Below are 17,378 nucleotides of genomic sequence, written 5' to 3'. Positions count from 1 at the left end.
ATCGTCATCGGCTGCAACCTTCCGCTCAACGTGATCATGCCGCTGCATCCGTTCGAGTTCATTAAGCAGTGGCAAAGTGGAATTTAATCATGACCAATTTCTCCCCCCGCGAGATCGTCTCCGAGCTTGACCGCTTCATCATCGGCCAGAACGATGCCAAGCGCGCCGTGGCCATTGCTTTGCGCAATCGCTGGCGCCGGCAGCAGCTGGAAGGCCAGATGCGCGAAGAGGTCATGCCAAAAAACATTCTGATGATTGGACCGACCGGTGTTGGCAAGACGGAAATTTCGCGTCGTCTCGCCAAGCTTGCCGGTGCGCCTTTCATCAAGGTCGAGGCCACCAAATTTACCGAAGTCGGCTATGTGGGCCGCGATGTCGAACAGATCATCCGTGATCTGGTTGAAGCAGCGATTGGTCTCGTGCGTGAAAAGAAACGCGAAGATGTGAAGGCCAAGGCCCATATCAATGCTGAAGAGCGCGTGCTTGACGGTCTTGTCGGCAAAACGGCAAGCCCCGCCACCCGCGAAAGCTTCCGCAAGAAGCTGCGTGATGGCGAGCTGGACGACAAGGAAATCGAAATCGAAGTGGCCGATACGGGGTCAGGCCAGAATTTCGAAATTCCGGGTATGCCCGGTGCCAATATCGGCATGATCAATATTGGCGATATTTTCGGCAAGGCGATGGGTGGGCGCACCAAGACGCGCAAGACCACAGTCAAGGATTCCTATGCCATCCTGATCAATGACGAGTCCGACAAGCTGCTTGATCAGGATCAGCTTATTCAGGAAGCCCTGCGTTCAACCGAAAATGACGGTATCGTTTTCCTGGACGAAATCGATAAAATCGCAGCGCGCGAAGGCGGCATGGGAGCGGGTGTGTCACGCGAAGGCGTGCAGCGCGATCTGCTGCCGCTTGTTGAAGGCACCACTGTTGCAACAAAATATGGTCCGGTGAAAACCGACCATATCCTGTTCATCGCATCGGGCGCGTTCCATGTCTCAAAACCGTCTGACCTTTTGCCGGAATTGCAGGGACGTCTGCCGATCCGCGTGGAACTGAGTGCACTGACGCGCGAAGATTTCCGCCGGATTCTGACGGAAACCGAAGTCAGCCTGATCAAGCAATATATTGCGCTGATGGCAACGGAAGAAGTGAAGCTCGATATTACCGACGATGCGATTGATGCTCTGGCCGATATTGCGGTTGATCTCAACTCAACGGTCGAAAATATCGGTGCGCGCCGCTTGCAGACGGTGATGGAACGCGTTCTGGACGATATTTCCTATAACGCCCCCGACAAGGCCGGTTCGGAATTCAAGGTGGATGGGGATTATGTCCGCGAAACCGTTGGCGATCTTGCCAAGAATACCGATCTTTCGCGCTTCATTCTGTAAAACTAAAAAGTGACCGGAAAGCCACGCTGCGGTGGCTTTCGCCTCAAAGACAAGAAACCCCTCGACTTCATCGAGGGGTTTTTTTAATTTGCCGCCAAATTTACATATCATTTACCCTGTTGAGGCCGTTTTCCCGCAATGACCCGTCGACTGAACCGTATTGCAGGCATCTGCCTCGCCATCGCTTTCTCCTGCCAGAGCGCCCTTGCAGCCGTAAGCGTGCCACCCGGCAACCGCAACGCCGAACAGCCGCCCATTCCCGGCGCTTCCGCCAAGCGCACCAAGGAATTAAGCACCACCTATGAAGCCAAATATCGCAAGATTTATAATCTTCTGAAAAAGGATGCTTCGCTGCGCTCAAAGATCAAGTCGACGGCTTCGGCTTACGGCATTGATCCGATCCATATTGTCGGCGCGATTGTTGGCGAACACACCTATAATGTCGATGTCTATGACCGCTTGCAGACCTATTACGTCAAGGCGATGTCCTATGTGAACCAGGGCGTGAGCTTTGGCTATAATGGCGAAAACATCGGCCAGTTCGTCAAGCGCCCGGAATTTTCCGAGTGCCTCAGATTCAAGGACAGCTATTCGCTGTGGGGCTGCCGCGAAACAGTCTGGAACAAGCAGTTCCGCGGCAAATCCGTGGGCGGCAAAAGCTATCCGAACAACCGCTTCAGTGCCGTGTTCTTTCAGCCCTTCTATGCTGGCCAGACTTTCGGCTTAGGCCAGATGAACCCGCTGACGGCCTTGCAGATGTCGGACATGGTGAACCGCGTTTCCGGCCTGCCAAAGCTTGATGCCGATAATGGCAACGCGGTCTATAAAACCATCATGGACCCGGATCTGACGCTGCCCTATATCGCAGCGACGCTCAAACAGTCGATCACCGCCTATCGTCAGATTGCCGATTTCGACATTTCAAAAAACCCCGGCATTACCGCCACGCTTTACAATACGGGTGGGGCCGATGCGCGCGCCCGCGCGCTCGCCAATGAAAATGCAAAGCGCAAGGCCTCGGGTCAGCCGCCCCTGATGCCGCAGGAAAATTATTATGGCTGGCTGGTCAATACCAAGCAGGATGAGCTGAAAGCGCTATTTTAAGCCACGGCGGCGCTTACGCGCCGCCTCAATTTCTTCGCTAAGATGTTTGATCGTTTCCCGATCAATGACACGGATATTGCGCGCCAGAAGATTGGCAAGCTCGGTTGCCTGTGGCGACAGGCCGGATGTGTCAATCACCACCCGCGGATGCGAAATCGTTGCAAGATCCTGAAGCTCTTCCGCTTCATCCCAGATAATATTGAAATAGGTGATGATGCGTTGCAGCATATCCCAGGTTGGCTGGCCACGCCGCCCATGTTCCAATGCTGACAAATAGGCCGGGGACACACGCAGCGCTGCTGCCATTTCCTTCTGGGTAACATTGCGCTCTTCCCGCAATTCCCGCAATCGCTTGCCGAACGGCGTCATCGCAGCAGCCCCCCATTCTGCGTTTGCTTGCGCAGCCGCACATAAAGCGCACCATGCCCACCATGATGATGCGCTGCATCTTCATAGGCGCTGACCAGAAGCCGGAACAAGGGCGTTGAGAACCAGTGCGGCACGGCCTGTTTGAGCACGCCCTCGCTGCCAAATGATCGGCCTTTTCCGGTAATCACCATCACATGCTTGAGCCCACGCGCGTGGGCGCTGAGCAGAAAGCCGTAAAGCAGCTCATAAGCATCGTTCTGTGTCAGCCCGTGCAGATCGATACGCGCTTCAATATCCACACGCCCTTTGGAAATTTTGCGATGGGTGGGCCGATCAAAGGCATGGATCGGCATTTCCTTGAGTGAATTGACCTTCTTTTTTGGTGGCTGCGTCTCAGCAACAGGCGAGGGCGCTTTTTTCACAGGCTTCTTCTCAGCCTCCTGCGCCATCAGTTCGCTAAAAACCGAAAGCTCTTCAGCCTGAAGCTTTTTGCCAGCCAGTGGCTTGGCTGTCTTTGCAACCGTTTCCCAGAGAATGCGATCCTCGGGCTTGAGATAATCTTTTGCGGGTTTTTCGTTGTTGGAGGTCATCGATTAATTCCGCAAACTGCGCGCGGGACGAGCGCATAAAAATCAGCTTTGTCTTTTATGCCGCCTGCAATTTCACCGGCTTCATCCCCGGACCCTGCAAAGAGATCGCCGCGGGCCGGGCCAACAATTGCCGTGCCGGTATCCTGCGCAATCATCAGCCGGGAGAAGGGCGCGTTGTCAAATTTGGTCACAGTCGGCGCATCAACATAAAATGGCGTTCCGAAAGTATGCAAAAACCTGTCCACGGCGATGGAGCGTCCGGCGGTCAACGGAACCTTGGCGGCCGCAATCTGCCCAAGCTGCGGATCATCAACGGCTGCTTCGCGGAAAAAGATATAGGAACGGTTCTGCCAAATGAGGTCATCCGCCTTTTCGGGATGATCTTTGAGCCATTGGCGGATTGTCTGCATAGAAATCTGATCAGCCGGAATTTCGCCTTCCGCTACCAGAATACGCCCGATCCCCGTAAATGGATGGCCGGTTTTGGCAGCGAAGGTAATCCGCATATAACTGCCATCGGTCAGCTTGAGCCGTGCCGCACCCTGAACATGCGCAAAGAACGCATCGACCCGATCGGCAACATAAGCAAGCTCCAGCCCACGACCTCTGAGGCTGCCTTGCTCGATTGTGCGGCGGTCATCATATTCTAAAAGACCATCGGGCGTTTGGCGCGCAAATGCATATGAGGCATCAAGTCCCAAAGGACGGTTTTCGTCCGTGACTTTCACAAGATCATCGGGCTTTTTTAAAAATGGCACCGTAAAATGCGCGTCTGGTGTGCGTGATGCTTCGATCTCCGGCTCGTAAAAAGCGGTGACAAAGCCTTGGGCATCAATGCGGCACGGGACAAAATGCGCTTCGAAAAAACCACGCGCCTGCGCTGTGTTTGGGTTATCAAGCAATCGTGCAGCAGCAAAAGCCGGTTCAAGCGCCTTAAAAGAAATACCGAGACTGCCGCTGTTATAGCGGTTGTGTTGCGCATAATCGGCCGAACGGCGAAAGGCCGAAAAGGCGTGTGCCTGATCGTCCTGATCCCAGCCCGGGCAATCGGAAAAGCCCAGCGGGTGGAATAGTTTCGACAATTGGTTCACAGCCGGATCCGTAAAACGCGCTATTTAAAAGGGCCACTCAATTAGCGGCCCTTGGTCGTCACTCTCTTAATCTTCTGCTTCGGTCGCCACAAGCTTCCAGTTTGGATCGCGCAAACGGGTGTCGCGGGCAAAGGTCCACAGATCGCGGATTTCAACCACATTTTCCTGATCGCCTTCAACCACATTGCCGTTCTTGTCGAGTGTGGACGAAATCATCTGGCTGACAATGTTCAGCGTCACATGCGCCTCCGATCCCTTCATTTCGGCATTGGCGATTTCCGCCTTATCGATGCCAACAAAGGTGGAACGTATGGTTTCACCGCGTGCTTCGCGCTCATCAATCGCCGAAACAAATCCTTCATAGACTTCCCTGGACAAAAGATTTTGCAGAACATTGCGATCGCCATCGGCAAAAGACATGACGATCATTTCGTAAGCGATCTTCACGCCATCCACAAAACTCACCGGATCAAAAGATGGATCGGCGGCCTTGATGGAACGCAGCCCATCATTGACCGGTGTGCCGACCGGCGCAATTTTATCGATTGCGCTATAATCTTTTTCGCCGGAACGCTGCGGCAGGGAAACAACATTATCCGTTTCGCCGCCACTGGTCTGTGTGTCGGAATTACGGGCAGATGTATAGGGATCAACCGGCGGCTTTTCATTTCCAGTACGACGACCGAGAACATTGCGCAGCTGGAGAAATATCACCACCGCTGCGATGAAGAAAAATATCGTACCAAAATCAAAAAATTCCATACCGCCTGCCACCATTTAACGGATAACGATCACGAATCCCGCTCCCGCCATCAATTTCTTTCAATATACATATAGATCGCCTTGATTGATCATTCAAATCCCGATCACGCATACCTATTTGTTTTTAGGCGTATCTTATTGCGAAAACCGCTTTTCACTTTTCGGAATGCGCTCTATCTGCAAATTCATGATAGACTGAAGATCTTTGATGAAAACATCAATAAACATAGGATCATAACTGCCGTGTCCTTTTCCTTTGCCCCTCTGCTCATGCTGGCAATGCCGTTCATCGAAATTGCCGGCTTTGTGATTGTCGGCAGTAAAATCGGTGTTCTGGCAACGCTGGGTCTTGTCGTTCTAAGCACGATGCTCGGTTTTTTCCTGCTGCGCGTGCAGGGTTTCGGGCTGTTGCAGCGCATCCGCGCGGAAAGTGCTGCGGGGCGTGTGCCGGATCGCGAAATGATGCATGGCGCCATGATCGTGGTTGCTGCCATCATGCTGATCGTGCCCGGCTTTGTCACAAGCGCCATTGGCCTGCTGCTTTTCGTGCCCTTCATTCGCGATCTTGTCTGGAACCGATTTGTGCGCAATCGTCTCGTCGTTGCCACAGCGTCCACCCGCTATTCGGAAGCCTATCGTCCTTATGAGCGCAAAGAGAATAACGTGATCGACCTCGACCCGGAAGATTATACAGCAAAGCCGGACGAAAATTCACCGTGGAATCCTGACCACAAGGATCGTTGATTGCGCAATTACTAACCTAAAAACGGTTTCTTGCCTCATCTACCCACACATGCTAGCCAAGCATCGCTGCTTTACAGGCAATCAGATTAATCACAATAAAAGAAGGCATTCCGATAATGGCAAAAACGCCGAGCGATAAGCCCGTAGCGGACGAAGCAAAGAACGGCAATGGCGCAGCCACCCAGCCGTCCCTCAACATTCTGGCCCAGTATATCAAGGATCTTTCCTTTGAAAGCCCCGGCGCGCCTCTGTCGCTGCGCCCACGCGACAAAGCGCCTTCGATCAACATCAATGTCAATGTAAACGCCAACCCGCTTTCCGAAACGGATTTCGACGTTGTTCTGACACTCGAAGCCAAGGCTGTGGACGGCAAGGACGTTCTGTTCAACACCGAGCTGACTTATGGCGGCGTATTCCGCATTCAGGGCATTGCGCAGGAACATATGCTTCCGCTGCTGTTTATCGAATGCCCACGTCTGCTGTTCCCATTTGCCCGTCAGATCGTTGCTGATGCAACGCGCAATGGTGGCTACCCACCACTGATGATCGATCCAATCGATTTTGCACAGATGTTCCAGAGCCGTATGGCTGAAGAAGAAGCCAAGAACGCTGTAAAGAGCTGATCTTACGTTGATATCAAAAGAAAACCCCGCTTTTTGCGGGGTTTTTTTATGAAGAATACTTCTTCCAGATCGCCTTATCACCCATTTTGGCAACAAGGGCATCATGCGCGGCACGCTCTTTTTCACTGATGCGGGGTGCAAGCGGCACAGGGCGCTGACGCAGCGCAATTCGGCTGGCATGATCAGCGCGATCATCATTGCCGGAATTGTCAGAGGAGCTCAGACCGAGAGCTGTCTGCTTTCCGCCAATCAGTTCGATGTAAACTTCAGCCAGAATTTCAGAATCGAGCAATGCGCCGTGCAATGTGCGGTGTGAATTGTCGATGCCATAACGCTTGCAAAGTGCATCCAGCGAATTTGGCCCCATCGGATTTCGACGGCGCGCAAGCGCAAGCGTATCGACAATGCGATCAACGTCTATTTCCGGCTTACCCAGGCGGCTCAATTCGGCATTGATGAAACCAAGATCGAACATGGCATTATGCGCGACAAGCTTTGCGCCATCGAAAAATTCCATGAATTCATGGAGAATATCGGCAAAAGTCGGCTTGTCGAGCAATTGCTCATCGGTGATCCCATGAACCGCGAGCGCATCCGGATGAACCTTGCGCCCCTGTGGGTTGATGAATTTATGAAAGGTTCGGCCCGTGGGAAAGCGGTTGATCATTTCCACGCCACCGATTTCGATCACCCGATCCTCAAGCCGTTCAAGGCCAGTGGTTTCCGTATCGAAAACGATCTCACGCATTGAAAAACCTCTTAAATGATTGTTCGTTATAGCACAGGCGAAACTGCGCTCACGATGAAAGTGCCGGCTTTCCCCGCAATTGCGCAAGGATGGCGTTAATCTGCTGTCTCATGTCCTCAAAGCCGCCTGAAGAATCGAGAATGAAATCGGCGCGCGACCGCTTTTCAGCGTCCGGTGTCTGCCGGGCAAGAATGGCCTCCAGCTTCTCTTCCATCATGCCTTCGCGCGAAAGAACCCGCTTTCGCTGAATGTGGGCAGGGGCTGAGACAACCGCCACCTTGTGCACGCGGTTCTGGCCCTCCGTTTCAAACAGCAGCGGAATATCAAGCAATGCAATATCAGCCCCATCCGCACGCGCGCGCGCAAGAAAGGCGGCTTCCTCTTCATGCACAAGCGGATGAATGATGGATTCAAGCTTTTTGAGTGATTCCGGTTTGCCGAGGACAGCGCTCGAAAGCCTGGTCCGGTCAACCGTGCCATTGACAACTGTTCCGGGGAAGGCGGCTTCGATCAGGGGGGCGGCGCGGCCTGCATAAAGCTGATGCACCGCATCGTCGGCGCTATAGACCGGCACGCCCGCATCTGCAAACATGCTTGCGGCGGTGGATTTTCCCATGCCGATCGAGCCGGTCAGTCCGAGGATGATCATAAAGCGCCAGCCTTTTTCATATCATCCAGAATATGCGCGCGCAGCGCATCTGTCACTTGCGGTTTTTTGCCAAACCAGCGTTCAAAACCGGGAACCGCCTGATGCAGCAACATGCCAAGTCCATCGACCGTTTTGAGCCCCGCGCTTTCAGCCTTTGCCAGAAAGGGCGTTTTCAAAGGAACATAGACAATATCCGTGGCAACCGCTGATTTTTGCGCTTCGCTCAGATCAAGGGGAAAAACGTGTGTTTCTTCTCCATGCCCGCTCATGCCGAGCGCGGTCGTGTTGACGATCAATCCCGCTTCTTTGACAAAATGCTGCGCGGCATCCCATCCATGGGCAAAAACCCCATCGCCAAAATGGCTGGCCAGGTCCTGCGCGCGGCTTAAGGTCCGGTTGGCGATGGCAATGTGGGAGAAACCACGTGTCTGCAAGGCGTGCACAATCGCGCGACCCGCACCACCTGCACCCAGAACCAGAGCCGTATCGGCATTGTCCCAACCCGGTGCAAGCGCATCAAGATTGGCGGCAAAGCCATAGGCATCGGTATTGCCACCGCAAAGCCTGCCCTTTTCAAACCAGAGCGTGTTCACCGCACCTATAGCCTGCGCTGCTTCATCATGGCTTTCCACGCTCTCATAAGCTGCTTCTTTATGCGGAATCGTGACATTTCCACCGGCATAGCCATTTTGCGCCAATGAAGCAGCAAATTCGGCAAAATTTTCCGGCGCCACTTCAATGGCTTCATAAGAGCCGTCAAGACCGTGCTCTTTGAGCCAGAAGCGATGAATGAGCGGCGAGCGCGAATGTTTAATCGGAAATCCGGTGACAAATGCCTTTTTAGCCATCGATCAGATTTTCTTTCCTTAATTCAGCCAGAAGCGGCAGCAGCGGCAATCCGACAATGGTGAAATAATCGCCGTCGATTTTTTCAAAAAGCTGAATGCCCGGACCTTCGACCTGATAGGCGCCGACGCTGGAAAGGGCAATATCGCCAACGCGACCCAGATAACGGCCAATAAACCCGGGATCAAGATCGCGCATGGTCATGCGCGCCACCGAGACGTGCCGCCAGAAGGGCTTGCCGTTTTTCACCAGAACCACGCCGCTGTTCAACTGATGGGTTTTTCCCGAAAACTGCAAAAGCTGGCGGCGCGCCGCGTCCATATCCACAGGCTTGTGGAAAATCTGATCTTCCAGCGAAAGCGTCTGATCACAGCCAATCACCACAGCATCGGGATTGTTTTCACTGACCGATAAGGCTTTGGCTTCCGCCAGAACCTGCGCCACTTCTTCCGGTGTTGCGCCGGTCTTATAAAGCGGCGCTTCAACGGCGCGCTCGTCGATATCAGCGCTTTCGCTTGAAAATTCGATGCCAGCATTTTTCAGAAGTGCTGAACGAAAGGGGCTTTTGGAGGCGAGAATAAGTTTTGCGGTCATACCTGATCTTCCTTCTTGCCATCACGCAGCAAAGACTGGATCGCTGCGGCTGTTTCTTCAATTGACCGGCGCGACACATCAATGAGCGGCCAGCCGTTGCGGTTGCAGAGATTGCGGGCATAAGCCAGTTCTTCGGAAATTGAAACGCGGTCTGTATAAAGTCCGGTATTGAGCGAAGGCGCATTGCCAAGCGGGCGGTTCTGCCTGATTTGCGAAATCCGTTCCGCCGTTGCGACAAGCCCGACAATCAGCGGACGTTTTGCAGTAAAAAGCACATCGGGAAGCGGGATGCCCGGCACAATCGGCACATTGGTTGCCTTGATACCGCGATTGGCAAGATAGATGCTTGTGGGCGTTTTCGAGGTTCGTGAAATCCCCACCAGAATGACATCTGCTTCTTCTATATCGAGCGGCAATTGCCCGTCATCATGCTCCATGGTGAAATTGAGCGCGTCGATCCGGCGAAAATAATCGGCATTGAGCACATGTTGCGCGCTGGCTCGGCGATGCGCCGGTGCGCCAAGATAAGATTGAAACGTGTTGAGCACGGGTTCGAGCACCGAAACACTTGGTACACCCATTTCCACACAGGTTTCATCAATCATGGCCGCAAGCTTCTGATCAACAATTGTATAGAGGACGATGCCCGGCTCAGCATCGATATCTTCCAGAACTTTGCGCAACTGTTTCTCGGTGCGAATAAGCGGATAGATGTGCTCAATGGCGCGCGCATTGGCATATTGCGCTGAAGCTGCACGCCCTGCAGCAAGGAGAGTCTCTCCTGTCGCATCAGAAATCAGATGAAGATGAAAGTAAGAAAGCGGTCTGGTCACAGTTTTCTCCCGCCCCTGTTGACGAGTGTGCGTAAAACGCAGGTTTCATCCACAAGCCATGGCAGGCGGTGGGAAACTTGGCAAGTCATCCACAGCCAGCCAACATGTGGGCCGCTTTTGAAAGTCACTGTGGACAAGACTCGTAACATTTGGAAAACTCATCGATATACCCAGCTTGTCCACAAATAGTGCAAAACTGCGGCAATTGGTAACTCCTTATATTCAATGAAAGAATTTAGTTTTCATTGCATTTGGCAGAATGATCGGTGAATGTTCGCACAGGCTTTGATGGCCAGAGCGGAACTGTGGGGAAAAAGCGGACAAAGCTTAATCCCCGATTCCAACAGACTCTAAGAATCAAAAGATTCCTGAATCATCCTTTCTTTATGAAAGCCGGACGGGAAAACTTTCACACAAGATAACGAAAATCAGACAAGGTGGAATGCAATGAAGCGCAAAGTCTTGAAAGTCATAGACGGTGAGACAGTCTTTCCACCTCCGATCTGGATGATGCGCCAGGCAGGGCGATACCTTCCTGAATATCGCGAAGTCCGCAAACAGGCCGGAAGCTTTCTCGACCTTTGCTATTCGCCCGATCTGGCTGTCGAAGTTACACTTCAGCCTATCCGCCGTTTTGGCTTTGATGCAGCCATTCTGTTTTCCGATATTCTGGTTGTCCCTCATGCCCTTGGGCGTGACCTTCGCTTTGAAGAAGGAAGAGGGCCTTTGATGACACCGATTGATGCGGATGAAATCTTCTGGCTTGAAACCGAAGGTGTCGCAAAACGCCTGGAGCCGGTCTATGAGACGGTTCGGCTGCTTCGCGAGCAGTTACCCGACGAAACAACGCTGTTGGGCTTCTGTGGCGCTCCCTGGACCGTTGCGACCTACATGATCGCCGGTCATGGTACCCCGGATCAGGCTCCCGCGCGTTTGTTTGCCTATCGCTTCCCGGAAGCTTTCGAAAAGCTTTTGAATGATCTGGCGGATGTTTCGGCCGAATATCTGATCGAACAGCTTGATGCCGGCGCGGATGCGGTTCAGATTTTTGATTCCTGGTCCGGCGTTCTGGATGAAGATTGCTTTGAGCGTTTCTGCATTCGTCCTGTTGCGCGTATCGTGCAAAAGGTGAGGGCCGTATATCCTGACGCGCGCATTATCGGTTTCCCGAAAGGTGCGGGAATGCTTTATGCAGGCTATCGCGAAAAAACCGGTGTCGATGTACTGGGGCTTGACTGGTCGGTGCCGGTTTCTTTTGCGCAGGAATTGCAAAAGGAAGGCGCTATTCAGGGTAATCTTGATCCGCTGCGGGTTGTTGCTGGTGGAGCGGCGCTTGATGAAGGCGTTGATGCGATCCTCAAAAATCTTGGCAACGGTCCGCTGATTTTCAATCTCGGCCATGGAATTACGCCACAGGCACCGATTGAAAATGTTCAGCGTATGATTGATCGGGTTCGTGGAGGGTACTGATTGTGGCCTCTGACAACACAAACAGCGGCAAAGCCGCTCTGATCCGCATCATTGCCGCTTTGGTGATTGTGCTACTCGGTTTATGGGGATTGTTTCACGTGAATCCAGCTGATGCTTATCTTTGGGTCAAGTCTATCCACGTTATTGCGGTGATCGCCTGGATGGCGGGCATGCTCTATCTGCCGCGACTTTTCGTTTATCATTGTGCGGCAACGCCTGGCTCTGAAACCTCTGAAACCTTCAAGGTTATGGAGCGGAGGTTGCTGCGGTTTATTATAAATCCCGCTATGATTGTAACGTGGATTGCCGGTCTGTGGATGGCCTGGGAGATATTTGATTTTCAGGGCGGCTGGCTGCACGCAAAAATTCTTCTCGTGGTGCTATTGTCGGGCGTACACGGCTATCTGTCGAAGGCGACACGGCTTTTTGCTCAGGATAAGAACACCAAATCTGCAAAACATTGGCGTGTCATCAACGAAGTTCCAACCATTTTGATGATCTTGATCGTCATTCTGGTGATCGTGAAACCATTCTGATTTTTATATTTTTGCAAGATAGCCCGGATTTTTTTCCGGGCTTCTACCTTTTTCCTATTGCACAAATTTCCAGCAGTCCTTAACTGAGACTTGCTCTTCATGCCGCAAAGCGGTATGAGTGAGTCCTCTTCCCACCATGACAGCAGGCCTTCGATGCCGGTCGCGTTCCAAGTGACCCACCTTTCCGAACAACTGCATTTTTCTCCTTATATTTCAAAAGAGTTCCTCACCCATGCAGGAAATGAAACTACAAGAACTTAAAAACAAAACTCCGGTTGAGCTGCTGGCATTTGCCGATACGCTTGAGGTCGAAAATGCAAGCGCCATGCGCAAGCAGGAACTGATGTTCGCGATCCTCAAAAGCCTCGCTGCTCAGGACGTCGAAATTATCGGCGAAGGCGTGGTCGAAGTGTTGCAGGACGGATTTGGCTTCCTGCGCTCGGCTGACGCCAATTATCTGCCGGGTCCGGATGATATTTATATTTCGCCTTCCCAGCTTCGCCGCTTCTCGTTGAAGACCGGTGATACGGTTGAAGGTCCGATCCGCGGTCCCAAGGAAGGCGAACGGTATTTTGCGCTTCTCAAGGTCAACACCATCAATTTTGAAGATCCTGAAAAGATCCGCCATAAGGTGCACTTCGACAATCTGACGCCGCTCTATCCAAATGAGCGCTTCAAGATGGAACTGGAAGTTCCAACATCGAAAGATCTTTCGTCGCGTGTGATTGATCTTGTTGCACCGCTCGGCAAGGGCCAGCGCGGTCTGATTGTTGCGCCGCCACGCACCGGTAAAACGGTTCTGTTGCAGAATATCGCGCATTCGATCACCGCAAATCATCCTGAATGCTATCTGATCGTGCTTCTGATTGATGAACGCCCGGAAGAAGTGACGGACATGCAGCGTTCGGTGAAGGGTGAAGTTGTTTCTTCGACCTTCGATGAGCCGGCAACGCGTCACGTGCAGGTTGCTGAAATGGTCATCGAGAAGGCCAAGCGGCTTGTTGAACACGGCCGCGATGTTGTGATCCTTCTTGATTCCATCACTCGCCTTGGCCGCGCCTACAACACGGTTGTGCCGTCATCGGGCAAGGTTCTGACCGGTGGCGTGGATGCGAATGCTCTGCAACGTCCAAAGCGCTTCTTTGGTGCAGCCCGTAACATTGAAGAAGGTGGCTCGCTCACCATCATTGCAACGGCGCTGATCGACACGGGTTCGCGCATGGACGAAGTGATCTTTGAAGAATTTAAGGGCACGGGCAACTCTGAAATCGTTCTCGACCGCAAGGTTGCCGACAAGCGTATCTTCCCGGCCATGGACATTCTCAAGTCCGGCACCCGTAAGGAAGATCTGCTTGTTCCACGCGCCGATCTTCAGAAGATTTTCGTGCTGCGTCGTATCCTTGCTCCAATGGGAACGACCGATGCGATTGAATTCCTTATCGACAAGCTCAAGCAGACGAAGAGCAACAGCGAGTTCTTCGATTCGATGAACACGTAATTTCTCGACTTCGTTGTTATGAAAAACGCCGCGTTGAGCAATCAGCGCGGCGTTTTGTTTGGCTGTGAAAAGTCGTCATGGATGCTCGCTGAGAAGGATTCTAAGCGCTGCCGCTGTCTCTACGGGTGCGAGGCAGACCTGCCCCTTACAGAGCCAGGCTGAAGGTTTATCGGCCTGTGCAACGCCACCTGTTGGAAGCGCGACAGCTTTACCCGCTTCAAAACGGATAATCTTGTCGACACGCCGTGGATCAGGAATTTCCCGAGCCACTGCGGTTAAGTCTCCCTCAGCACTGTCATCGGCAATAACAAGCGATAGTGGTTCGGCTGCAAATCGGCTCGCATTCAATATGCCGATCTGTCCATATTGTTGCACAAGCGCGCGGCCCATGGCCTGTTCGACCAGTCGCTCATTCTGATGATAGAGATGCAGATCGCCGGTTATGAGAAACAAGCGGGTGCATGCTTCGATAATCTGACCGGTGGCGCTGGGGATTGCCTCGTCATAATCGCCATAACTATGAAGGATGACATCTTCGGCGTTGATTGCGGAGAGCCTGTAATTGCCTGACGCATCGCGATTGTTTTTATCAAGCGCCTCTTTGAGCGCCAGCGCGTCCTGAATGAATGTTGGGTCTGATGTTGCTTCAAACAGCGAAATTGCAGCGTTGATCATTGCTGCATAATCGGTTGCAAGGGCAGGGTAGAGCAGCGTGTCATCCATCCGGCAATGCGCCATGCGGCCATCGTGAAAGGATGACCCTGTTGAACGGTAAGCGGTCAGCGCATGATCAATCCAGTCCTGTCTCTGGAAGCAGCGTCCTGCTTCTGCCAGCGCGCGAATTGCCAGTGCATTCCAGTCTGTCAGCGCTTTTTCGTCACGTCCGGGACGCACACGTTTGGAGCGATAATCGAGCAGCTTTTTCCTTGATGCCTCTATATCAGCAGGATGCACCGCTGTTTCATCAACAGCATGAAGGCGGTTGAGAATATTTTTTCCCTCAAAATTGCCTTCCGGTTTGACGCCATAGAAGGCTTTGAAGGCTGACGCCTGTTCTCCGAGAACATGATCAATCTCAGTGTCAGTAAAAATATAGAACTTTCCTTCCTCGCCTTCGCTGTCGGCATCGAGGCTTGATGCAAAACTTCCGTCTGGCAACCGCATTTCCCGGATCAGCCAGTCAACGATCTCTTCGATTCGGATACGGAACAAATCATTTTGCGTTTCAGCATAGCCATAGGTTGCATGCCGAATGAGTTGTGCATTGTCATAGAGCATCTTTTCGAAATGCGGTACGAGCCAGTTTGCATCGACGCTGTAGCGACAAAGGCCGCCACCCAAATGATCATAGATGCCACCTTGCAGCATTGTTTTCAGCGACAACAGGAATGTATCGCGATGATGGTTCTGGCGGTTGTAGAGCCAGGACAACCACAAAGCATCCATAAAGGGTGCGCTGGGGAATTTGGGTGCATTCTCAAGGCCGCCGCGAACGGGATCGAACATCGCATATATGCGATCAGTGACCCGATCAAAATGCGCAATTTCATTGGCGCTGGCCACTGTTTGCGCGGCAAGGCGGCTTTCGAGATGGCTGAAGACCGCATCGGCATTATGGTTAATTCTTTCTTGATCTTCCCGCCAGAGATTATCAACTGCTTTGAGGACATCAACGAAGCCGGGCAGATTGTGCCTTGCTTTTGGTGGAAAATAGGTGCCACCCCAGAACGGTTTCCCATCCGGGCGCAGAAACATTGTGAGCGGCCATCCGCCCTGTTGGCCCATGGCGCCAAGCGCAGCCATATAAATCTGATCAATATCCGGACGTTCTTCGCGATCGACCTTCACATTGACGAAAAGCGCGTTCATGACTTTTGCCACTTCCGGGTCTTCAAAAGACTCGTGCGCCATCACATGGCACCAGTGACAAGCGGCATATCCAATGGAAAGCAGGATAGGGCGGTTGAGGGCGCGGGCAGCATCCAGCGCTTGCCTGCTCCAGGGCTGCCAGTGCACCGGATTATCGGCGTGCTGACGAAGATAAGCGCTTGGCTCCTTGCCGAGCCGGTTGCTGCTGATATCAGTCATAAGCCTTTTCTTTCCTCACGCGAATGAATATCACGTAACAATCTATATAGAACGGGAAATCAAATGAGCGAGCCGCAACATCTTCACGACACTATTTTTGCCTTGTCGAGCGGACGCCTGCCGTCGGGCGTGGCAGTGGTTCGCATATCTGGCCCGCAAGTTCGATTCGTTATCGAAACGGTTTTGGGTCAGACTATCGAACCGCGATATGCCGCCTACAAAACCTTTCGCACGCGCAATGGTGAAGCGATCGATAGAGGATTGGCGCTGTTCTTTGCCGGACCAAACAGCTTTACCGGTGAAGATTGCGCGGAGTTCCACCTTCACGGTGGCATTGCTGTTGTTGAAAAACTGTTGGAAGAATTTGCCCATTTTCCTCATTGTCGGATTGCGGAAGCGGGCGAATTTACGCGACGCGCTTTCACCAATGGCAAGATGGACCTGACGATTGCAGAAGGTCTGGCTGATTTGATTGCTGCTGAAACTGAAGGCCAGCGTCGTCTGGCTCTTCAGGTCGCATCGGGCGCGCAGCGTCAGCTCTATACAGAATGGCGTCAAAGACTGATCCGCGCACGGGCATTGATTGAGGCGGAGTTGGATTTTGCCGATGAGGGAGATGTTCCCGGTTCGGTTTCCGGACAGGTTTGGGACGCGCTCAGATCTTTGCGCGGTGAAATTGCGCGCCATATAGAGAGCGGCAAACGGGCCGCGATGCTGCGCGATGGTTTGCACATCGTTATCGCGGGTGCACCCAATGCCGGAAAGTCCAGTCTGCTTAATTTTCTTGCCGGGCGCGAGATCGCGATTATTTCTGAAGAGGCGGGTACGACACGTGATCTTCTTGAGGTTAAACTCAATCTCGGTGGAATACCGGTTTATGTGACCGACACGGCTGGCTTGCGGGAGACGACAAGTCAGGTTGAACGCATCGGGATTGAACGTGCGCGCGAACGTGCGGCTGAGGCGGATCTGGTTCTGTTGCTGGAAGATATGCAGGAGCCGATTTCCGTTACGCTTGACGAGGGCGCTGCTGACATCTGGACAGTTGGTACCAAAACCGATCTTGAAGGTTTGACCGAGCGCAATTGGGACTATCGCATTTCCACGCGGACCTCTGAGGGGCTTGATGCTTTGCTGGCAGCCTTACAGGGCTTTGCTGAAAAGCGCATCGGGTTGATCAATGATGCCGTGCCAACCCGGCAGCGGCACATCAATCTGCTGCAATCGACAATTTCGGAAATAGACATCGCGATTGAGCGCGATCACCTTCCTTTGGAATTGCGTGCAGAGAATATGCGCCGCGCATCGCAACATCTCGGACGCATCACCGGGGATGTTGATGTTGAAGAAATATTGGATGTGATTTTCTCGCAATTCTGCATCGGAAAATGAGTGATTCACGTGAAACACCATCGCGGGGTGACTGCGTTGATGTGATT

At 52.7% G+C, this 17,378-nt stretch carries 18 protein-coding genes and 1 pseudogene; 9 read left to right on the top strand and 10 right to left on the bottom strand.

Annotated elements, in window-relative coordinates; all coding sequences use genetic code 11:
• Positions 1–6 precede the first annotated feature (6 nt).
• From ABE527_RS00140 to ABE527_RS00130, 3 genes and pseudogenes are all read left to right on the top strand, one after another.
• A pseudogene (locus ABE527_RS00140) lies at positions 7–87 on the top strand (DUF2585 family protein); the annotation flags it as partial.
• 2 nt (positions 88–89) lie between these two features.
• Positions 90–1,394 (top strand): ATP-dependent protease ATPase subunit HslU, encoded by a 1,305-nt coding sequence (gene hslU, locus ABE527_RS00135; RefSeq protein WP_265982449.1) that lies wholly within the window; start codon positions 90–92, stop codon positions 1,392–1,394.
• 138 nt (positions 1,395–1,532) lie between these two features.
• Complete coding sequence (locus tag ABE527_RS00130; protein ID WP_499695762.1) at positions 1,533–2,498, top strand: DUF1402 family protein; 966 nt, start codon at positions 1,533–1,535, stop codon at positions 2,496–2,498.
• Here ABE527_RS00130 and ABE527_RS00125 read toward each other — a convergent pair.
• The 4 genes from ABE527_RS00125 to ABE527_RS00110 are packed head-to-tail and all read right to left on the bottom strand — an operon-like array spanning position 2,490 to position 5,310.
• A complete protein-coding gene (locus ABE527_RS00125; RefSeq protein WP_499695093.1) occupies positions 2,490–2,867 on the bottom strand; it encodes a helix-turn-helix domain-containing protein in 378 nt (125 codons plus the stop codon). The genes ABE527_RS00130 and ABE527_RS00125 overlap by 9 nt on opposite strands.
• Complete coding sequence (locus ABE527_RS00120) at positions 2,864–3,457, bottom strand: Smr/MutS family protein (protein WP_499695761.1); 594 nt, start codon at positions 3,455–3,457, stop codon at positions 2,864–2,866. Before ABE527_RS00120 ends, ABE527_RS00125 begins: the two co-directional genes overlap by 4 nt.
• Positions 3,454–4,572, bottom strand: coding sequence for a murein transglycosylase A (mltA, locus tag ABE527_RS00115; RefSeq protein WP_499696305.1), 1,119 nt, complete (start codon positions 4,570–4,572; stop codon positions 3,454–3,456). The genes ABE527_RS00120 and mltA overlap by 4 nt, the downstream gene beginning before the upstream one ends.
• 42 nt (positions 4,573–4,614) lie before the next feature.
• On the bottom strand, positions 4,615–5,310 hold the full coding sequence (locus tag ABE527_RS00110) for a Tim44/TimA family putative adaptor protein (protein WP_265982443.1): 696 nt from the start codon (positions 5,308–5,310) through the stop codon (positions 4,615–4,617).
• A 243-nt stretch (positions 5,311–5,553) separates the two neighbouring features.
• Here ABE527_RS00110 and ABE527_RS00105 point away from each other — a divergent pair, with 243 nt between their 5' ends.
• On the top strand, positions 5,554–6,054 hold the full coding sequence (locus ABE527_RS00105; RefSeq protein WP_265982442.1) for an FxsA family protein: 501 nt from the start codon (positions 5,554–5,556) through the stop codon (positions 6,052–6,054).
• Between the two features lie 116 nt (positions 6,055–6,170).
• Positions 6,171–6,677, top strand: coding sequence for a protein-export chaperone SecB (gene secB, locus ABE527_RS00100; RefSeq protein ID WP_265982441.1), 507 nt, complete (start codon positions 6,171–6,173; stop codon positions 6,675–6,677).
• A gap of 46 nt (positions 6,678–6,723) precedes the next feature.
• Here secB and dnaQ read toward each other — a convergent pair whose 3' ends face one another.
• From dnaQ to ABE527_RS00075, 5 genes are read right to left on the bottom strand one after another with little or no spacing between them, the layout of a single operon-like run.
• Complete coding sequence (gene dnaQ, locus ABE527_RS00095; protein WP_499695760.1) at positions 6,724–7,425, bottom strand: DNA polymerase III subunit epsilon; 702 nt, start codon at positions 7,423–7,425, stop codon at positions 6,724–6,726.
• A 49-nt stretch (positions 7,426–7,474) separates the two neighbouring features.
• The gene (gene coaE, locus ABE527_RS00090) at positions 7,475–8,074 is read right to left on the bottom strand and encodes a dephospho-CoA kinase (protein ID WP_499695759.1); all 600 of its coding nucleotides are present in this window, start codon (positions 8,072–8,074) and stop codon (positions 7,475–7,477) included.
• On the bottom strand, positions 8,071–8,922 hold the full coding sequence (locus tag ABE527_RS00085; RefSeq protein ID WP_499695758.1) for a shikimate dehydrogenase: 852 nt from the start codon (positions 8,920–8,922) through the stop codon (positions 8,071–8,073). Before ABE527_RS00085 ends, coaE begins: the two co-directional genes overlap by 4 nt.
• On the bottom strand, positions 8,915–9,514 hold the full coding sequence (locus ABE527_RS00080) for a Maf-like protein (RefSeq protein WP_265982437.1): 600 nt from the start codon (positions 9,512–9,514) through the stop codon (positions 8,915–8,917). The genes ABE527_RS00085 and ABE527_RS00080 overlap by 8 nt, the downstream gene beginning before the upstream one ends.
• Complete coding sequence (locus ABE527_RS00075; RefSeq protein WP_499695757.1) at positions 9,511–10,347, bottom strand: pyruvate, water dikinase regulatory protein; 837 nt, start codon at positions 10,345–10,347, stop codon at positions 9,511–9,513. The genes ABE527_RS00080 and ABE527_RS00075 overlap by 4 nt, the downstream gene beginning before the upstream one ends.
• Positions 10,348–10,794: 447 nt before the next feature.
• Between ABE527_RS00075 and hemE the strand changes: the two genes are divergently transcribed.
• The 3 genes from hemE (at position 10,795) to rho (ending at position 13,851) form a co-directional block, all read left to right on the top strand.
• Positions 10,795–11,817 carry a uroporphyrinogen decarboxylase gene (hemE, locus tag ABE527_RS00070; RefSeq protein WP_265982435.1) on the top strand — a complete coding sequence of 341 codons (1,023 nt, stop codon included), beginning with the start codon at positions 10,795–10,797 and terminating at the stop codon, positions 11,815–11,817.
• The gene (hemJ, locus tag ABE527_RS00065; protein WP_265983804.1) at positions 11,817–12,353 is read left to right on the top strand and encodes a protoporphyrinogen oxidase HemJ; all 537 of its coding nucleotides are present in this window, start codon (positions 11,817–11,819) and stop codon (positions 12,351–12,353) included. The genes hemE and hemJ overlap by 1 nt, the downstream gene beginning before the upstream one ends.
• 232 nt (positions 12,354–12,585) lie before the next feature.
• Complete coding sequence (gene rho, locus ABE527_RS00060; RefSeq protein WP_265982434.1) at positions 12,586–13,851, top strand: transcription termination factor Rho; 1,266 nt, start codon at positions 12,586–12,588, stop codon at positions 13,849–13,851.
• A gap of 75 nt (positions 13,852–13,926) precedes the next feature.
• On the opposite strand, the gene ABE527_RS00055 is transcribed toward rho, so the two are convergent.
• Entirely contained in the window at positions 13,927–15,939 is a 2,013-nt protein-coding gene (locus ABE527_RS00055) for a thioredoxin domain-containing protein (protein WP_499695756.1), read from the bottom strand.
• A gap of 63 nt (positions 15,940–16,002) precedes the next feature.
• Between ABE527_RS00055 and mnmE the strand changes: the two genes are divergently transcribed.
• Positions 16,003–17,331 (top strand): tRNA uridine-5-carboxymethylaminomethyl(34) synthesis GTPase MnmE, encoded by a 1,329-nt coding sequence (mnmE, locus tag ABE527_RS00050; protein WP_499695755.1) that lies wholly within the window; start codon positions 16,003–16,005, stop codon positions 17,329–17,331.
• Positions 17,332–17,378 lie beyond the last annotated feature (47 nt).

Origin of the sequence: Brucella sp. TWI432, from assembly GCF_039674445.1 — a bacterium.
Classification (GTDB): Bacteria; Pseudomonadota; Alphaproteobacteria; order Rhizobiales; family Rhizobiaceae; genus Brucella; species Brucella chromiisoli.
This window is presented reverse-complemented; position numbering and strand designations above follow the sequence as displayed.

Bases quoted from the DNA above. Each gene is read 5' to 3' on its own strand.
- hslU (WP_265982449.1), top strand. From the start codon at position 90: ATGACCAATTTCTCCCCCCGCGAGATCGTCTCCGAGCTTGACCGCTTC.
- ABE527_RS00130 (WP_499695762.1), top strand. From the start codon at position 1,533: ATGACCCGTCGACTGAACCGTATTGCAGGCATCTGCCTCGCCATCGCT.
- ABE527_RS00125 (WP_499695093.1), bottom strand. From the start codon at position 2,867: ATGACGCCGTTCGGCAAGCGATTGCGGGAATTGCGGGAAGAGCGCAAT.
- ABE527_RS00120 (WP_499695761.1), bottom strand. From the start codon at position 3,457: ATGACCTCCAACAACGAAAAACCCGCAAAAGATTATCTCAAGCCCGAG.
- ABE527_RS00110 (WP_265982443.1), bottom strand. From the start codon at position 5,310: ATGGAATTTTTTGATTTTGGTACGATATTTTTCTTCATCGCAGCGGTG.
- secB (WP_265982441.1), top strand. From the start codon at position 6,171: ATGGCAAAAACGCCGAGCGATAAGCCCGTAGCGGACGAAGCAAAGAAC.
- dnaQ (WP_499695760.1), bottom strand. From the start codon at position 7,425: ATGCGTGAGATCGTTTTCGATACGGAAACCACTGGCCTTGAACGGCTT.
- coaE (WP_499695759.1), bottom strand. From the start codon at position 8,074: ATGATCATCCTCGGACTGACCGGCTCGATCGGCATGGGAAAATCCACC.
- ABE527_RS00085 (WP_499695758.1), bottom strand. From the start codon at position 8,922: ATGGCTAAAAAGGCATTTGTCACCGGATTTCCGATTAAACATTCGCGC.
- ABE527_RS00080 (WP_265982437.1), bottom strand. From the start codon at position 9,514: ATGACCGCAAAACTTATTCTCGCCTCCAAAAGCCCCTTTCGTTCAGCA.
- hemE (WP_265982435.1), top strand. From the start codon at position 10,795: ATGAAGCGCAAAGTCTTGAAAGTCATAGACGGTGAGACAGTCTTTCCA.
- rho (WP_265982434.1), top strand. From the start codon at position 12,586: ATGCAGGAAATGAAACTACAAGAACTTAAAAACAAAACTCCGGTTGAG.
- ABE527_RS00055 (WP_499695756.1), bottom strand. From the start codon at position 15,939: ATGACTGATATCAGCAGCAACCGGCTCGGCAAGGAGCCAAGCGCTTAT.
- mnmE (WP_499695755.1), top strand. From the start codon at position 16,003: ATGAGCGAGCCGCAACATCTTCACGACACTATTTTTGCCTTGTCGAGC.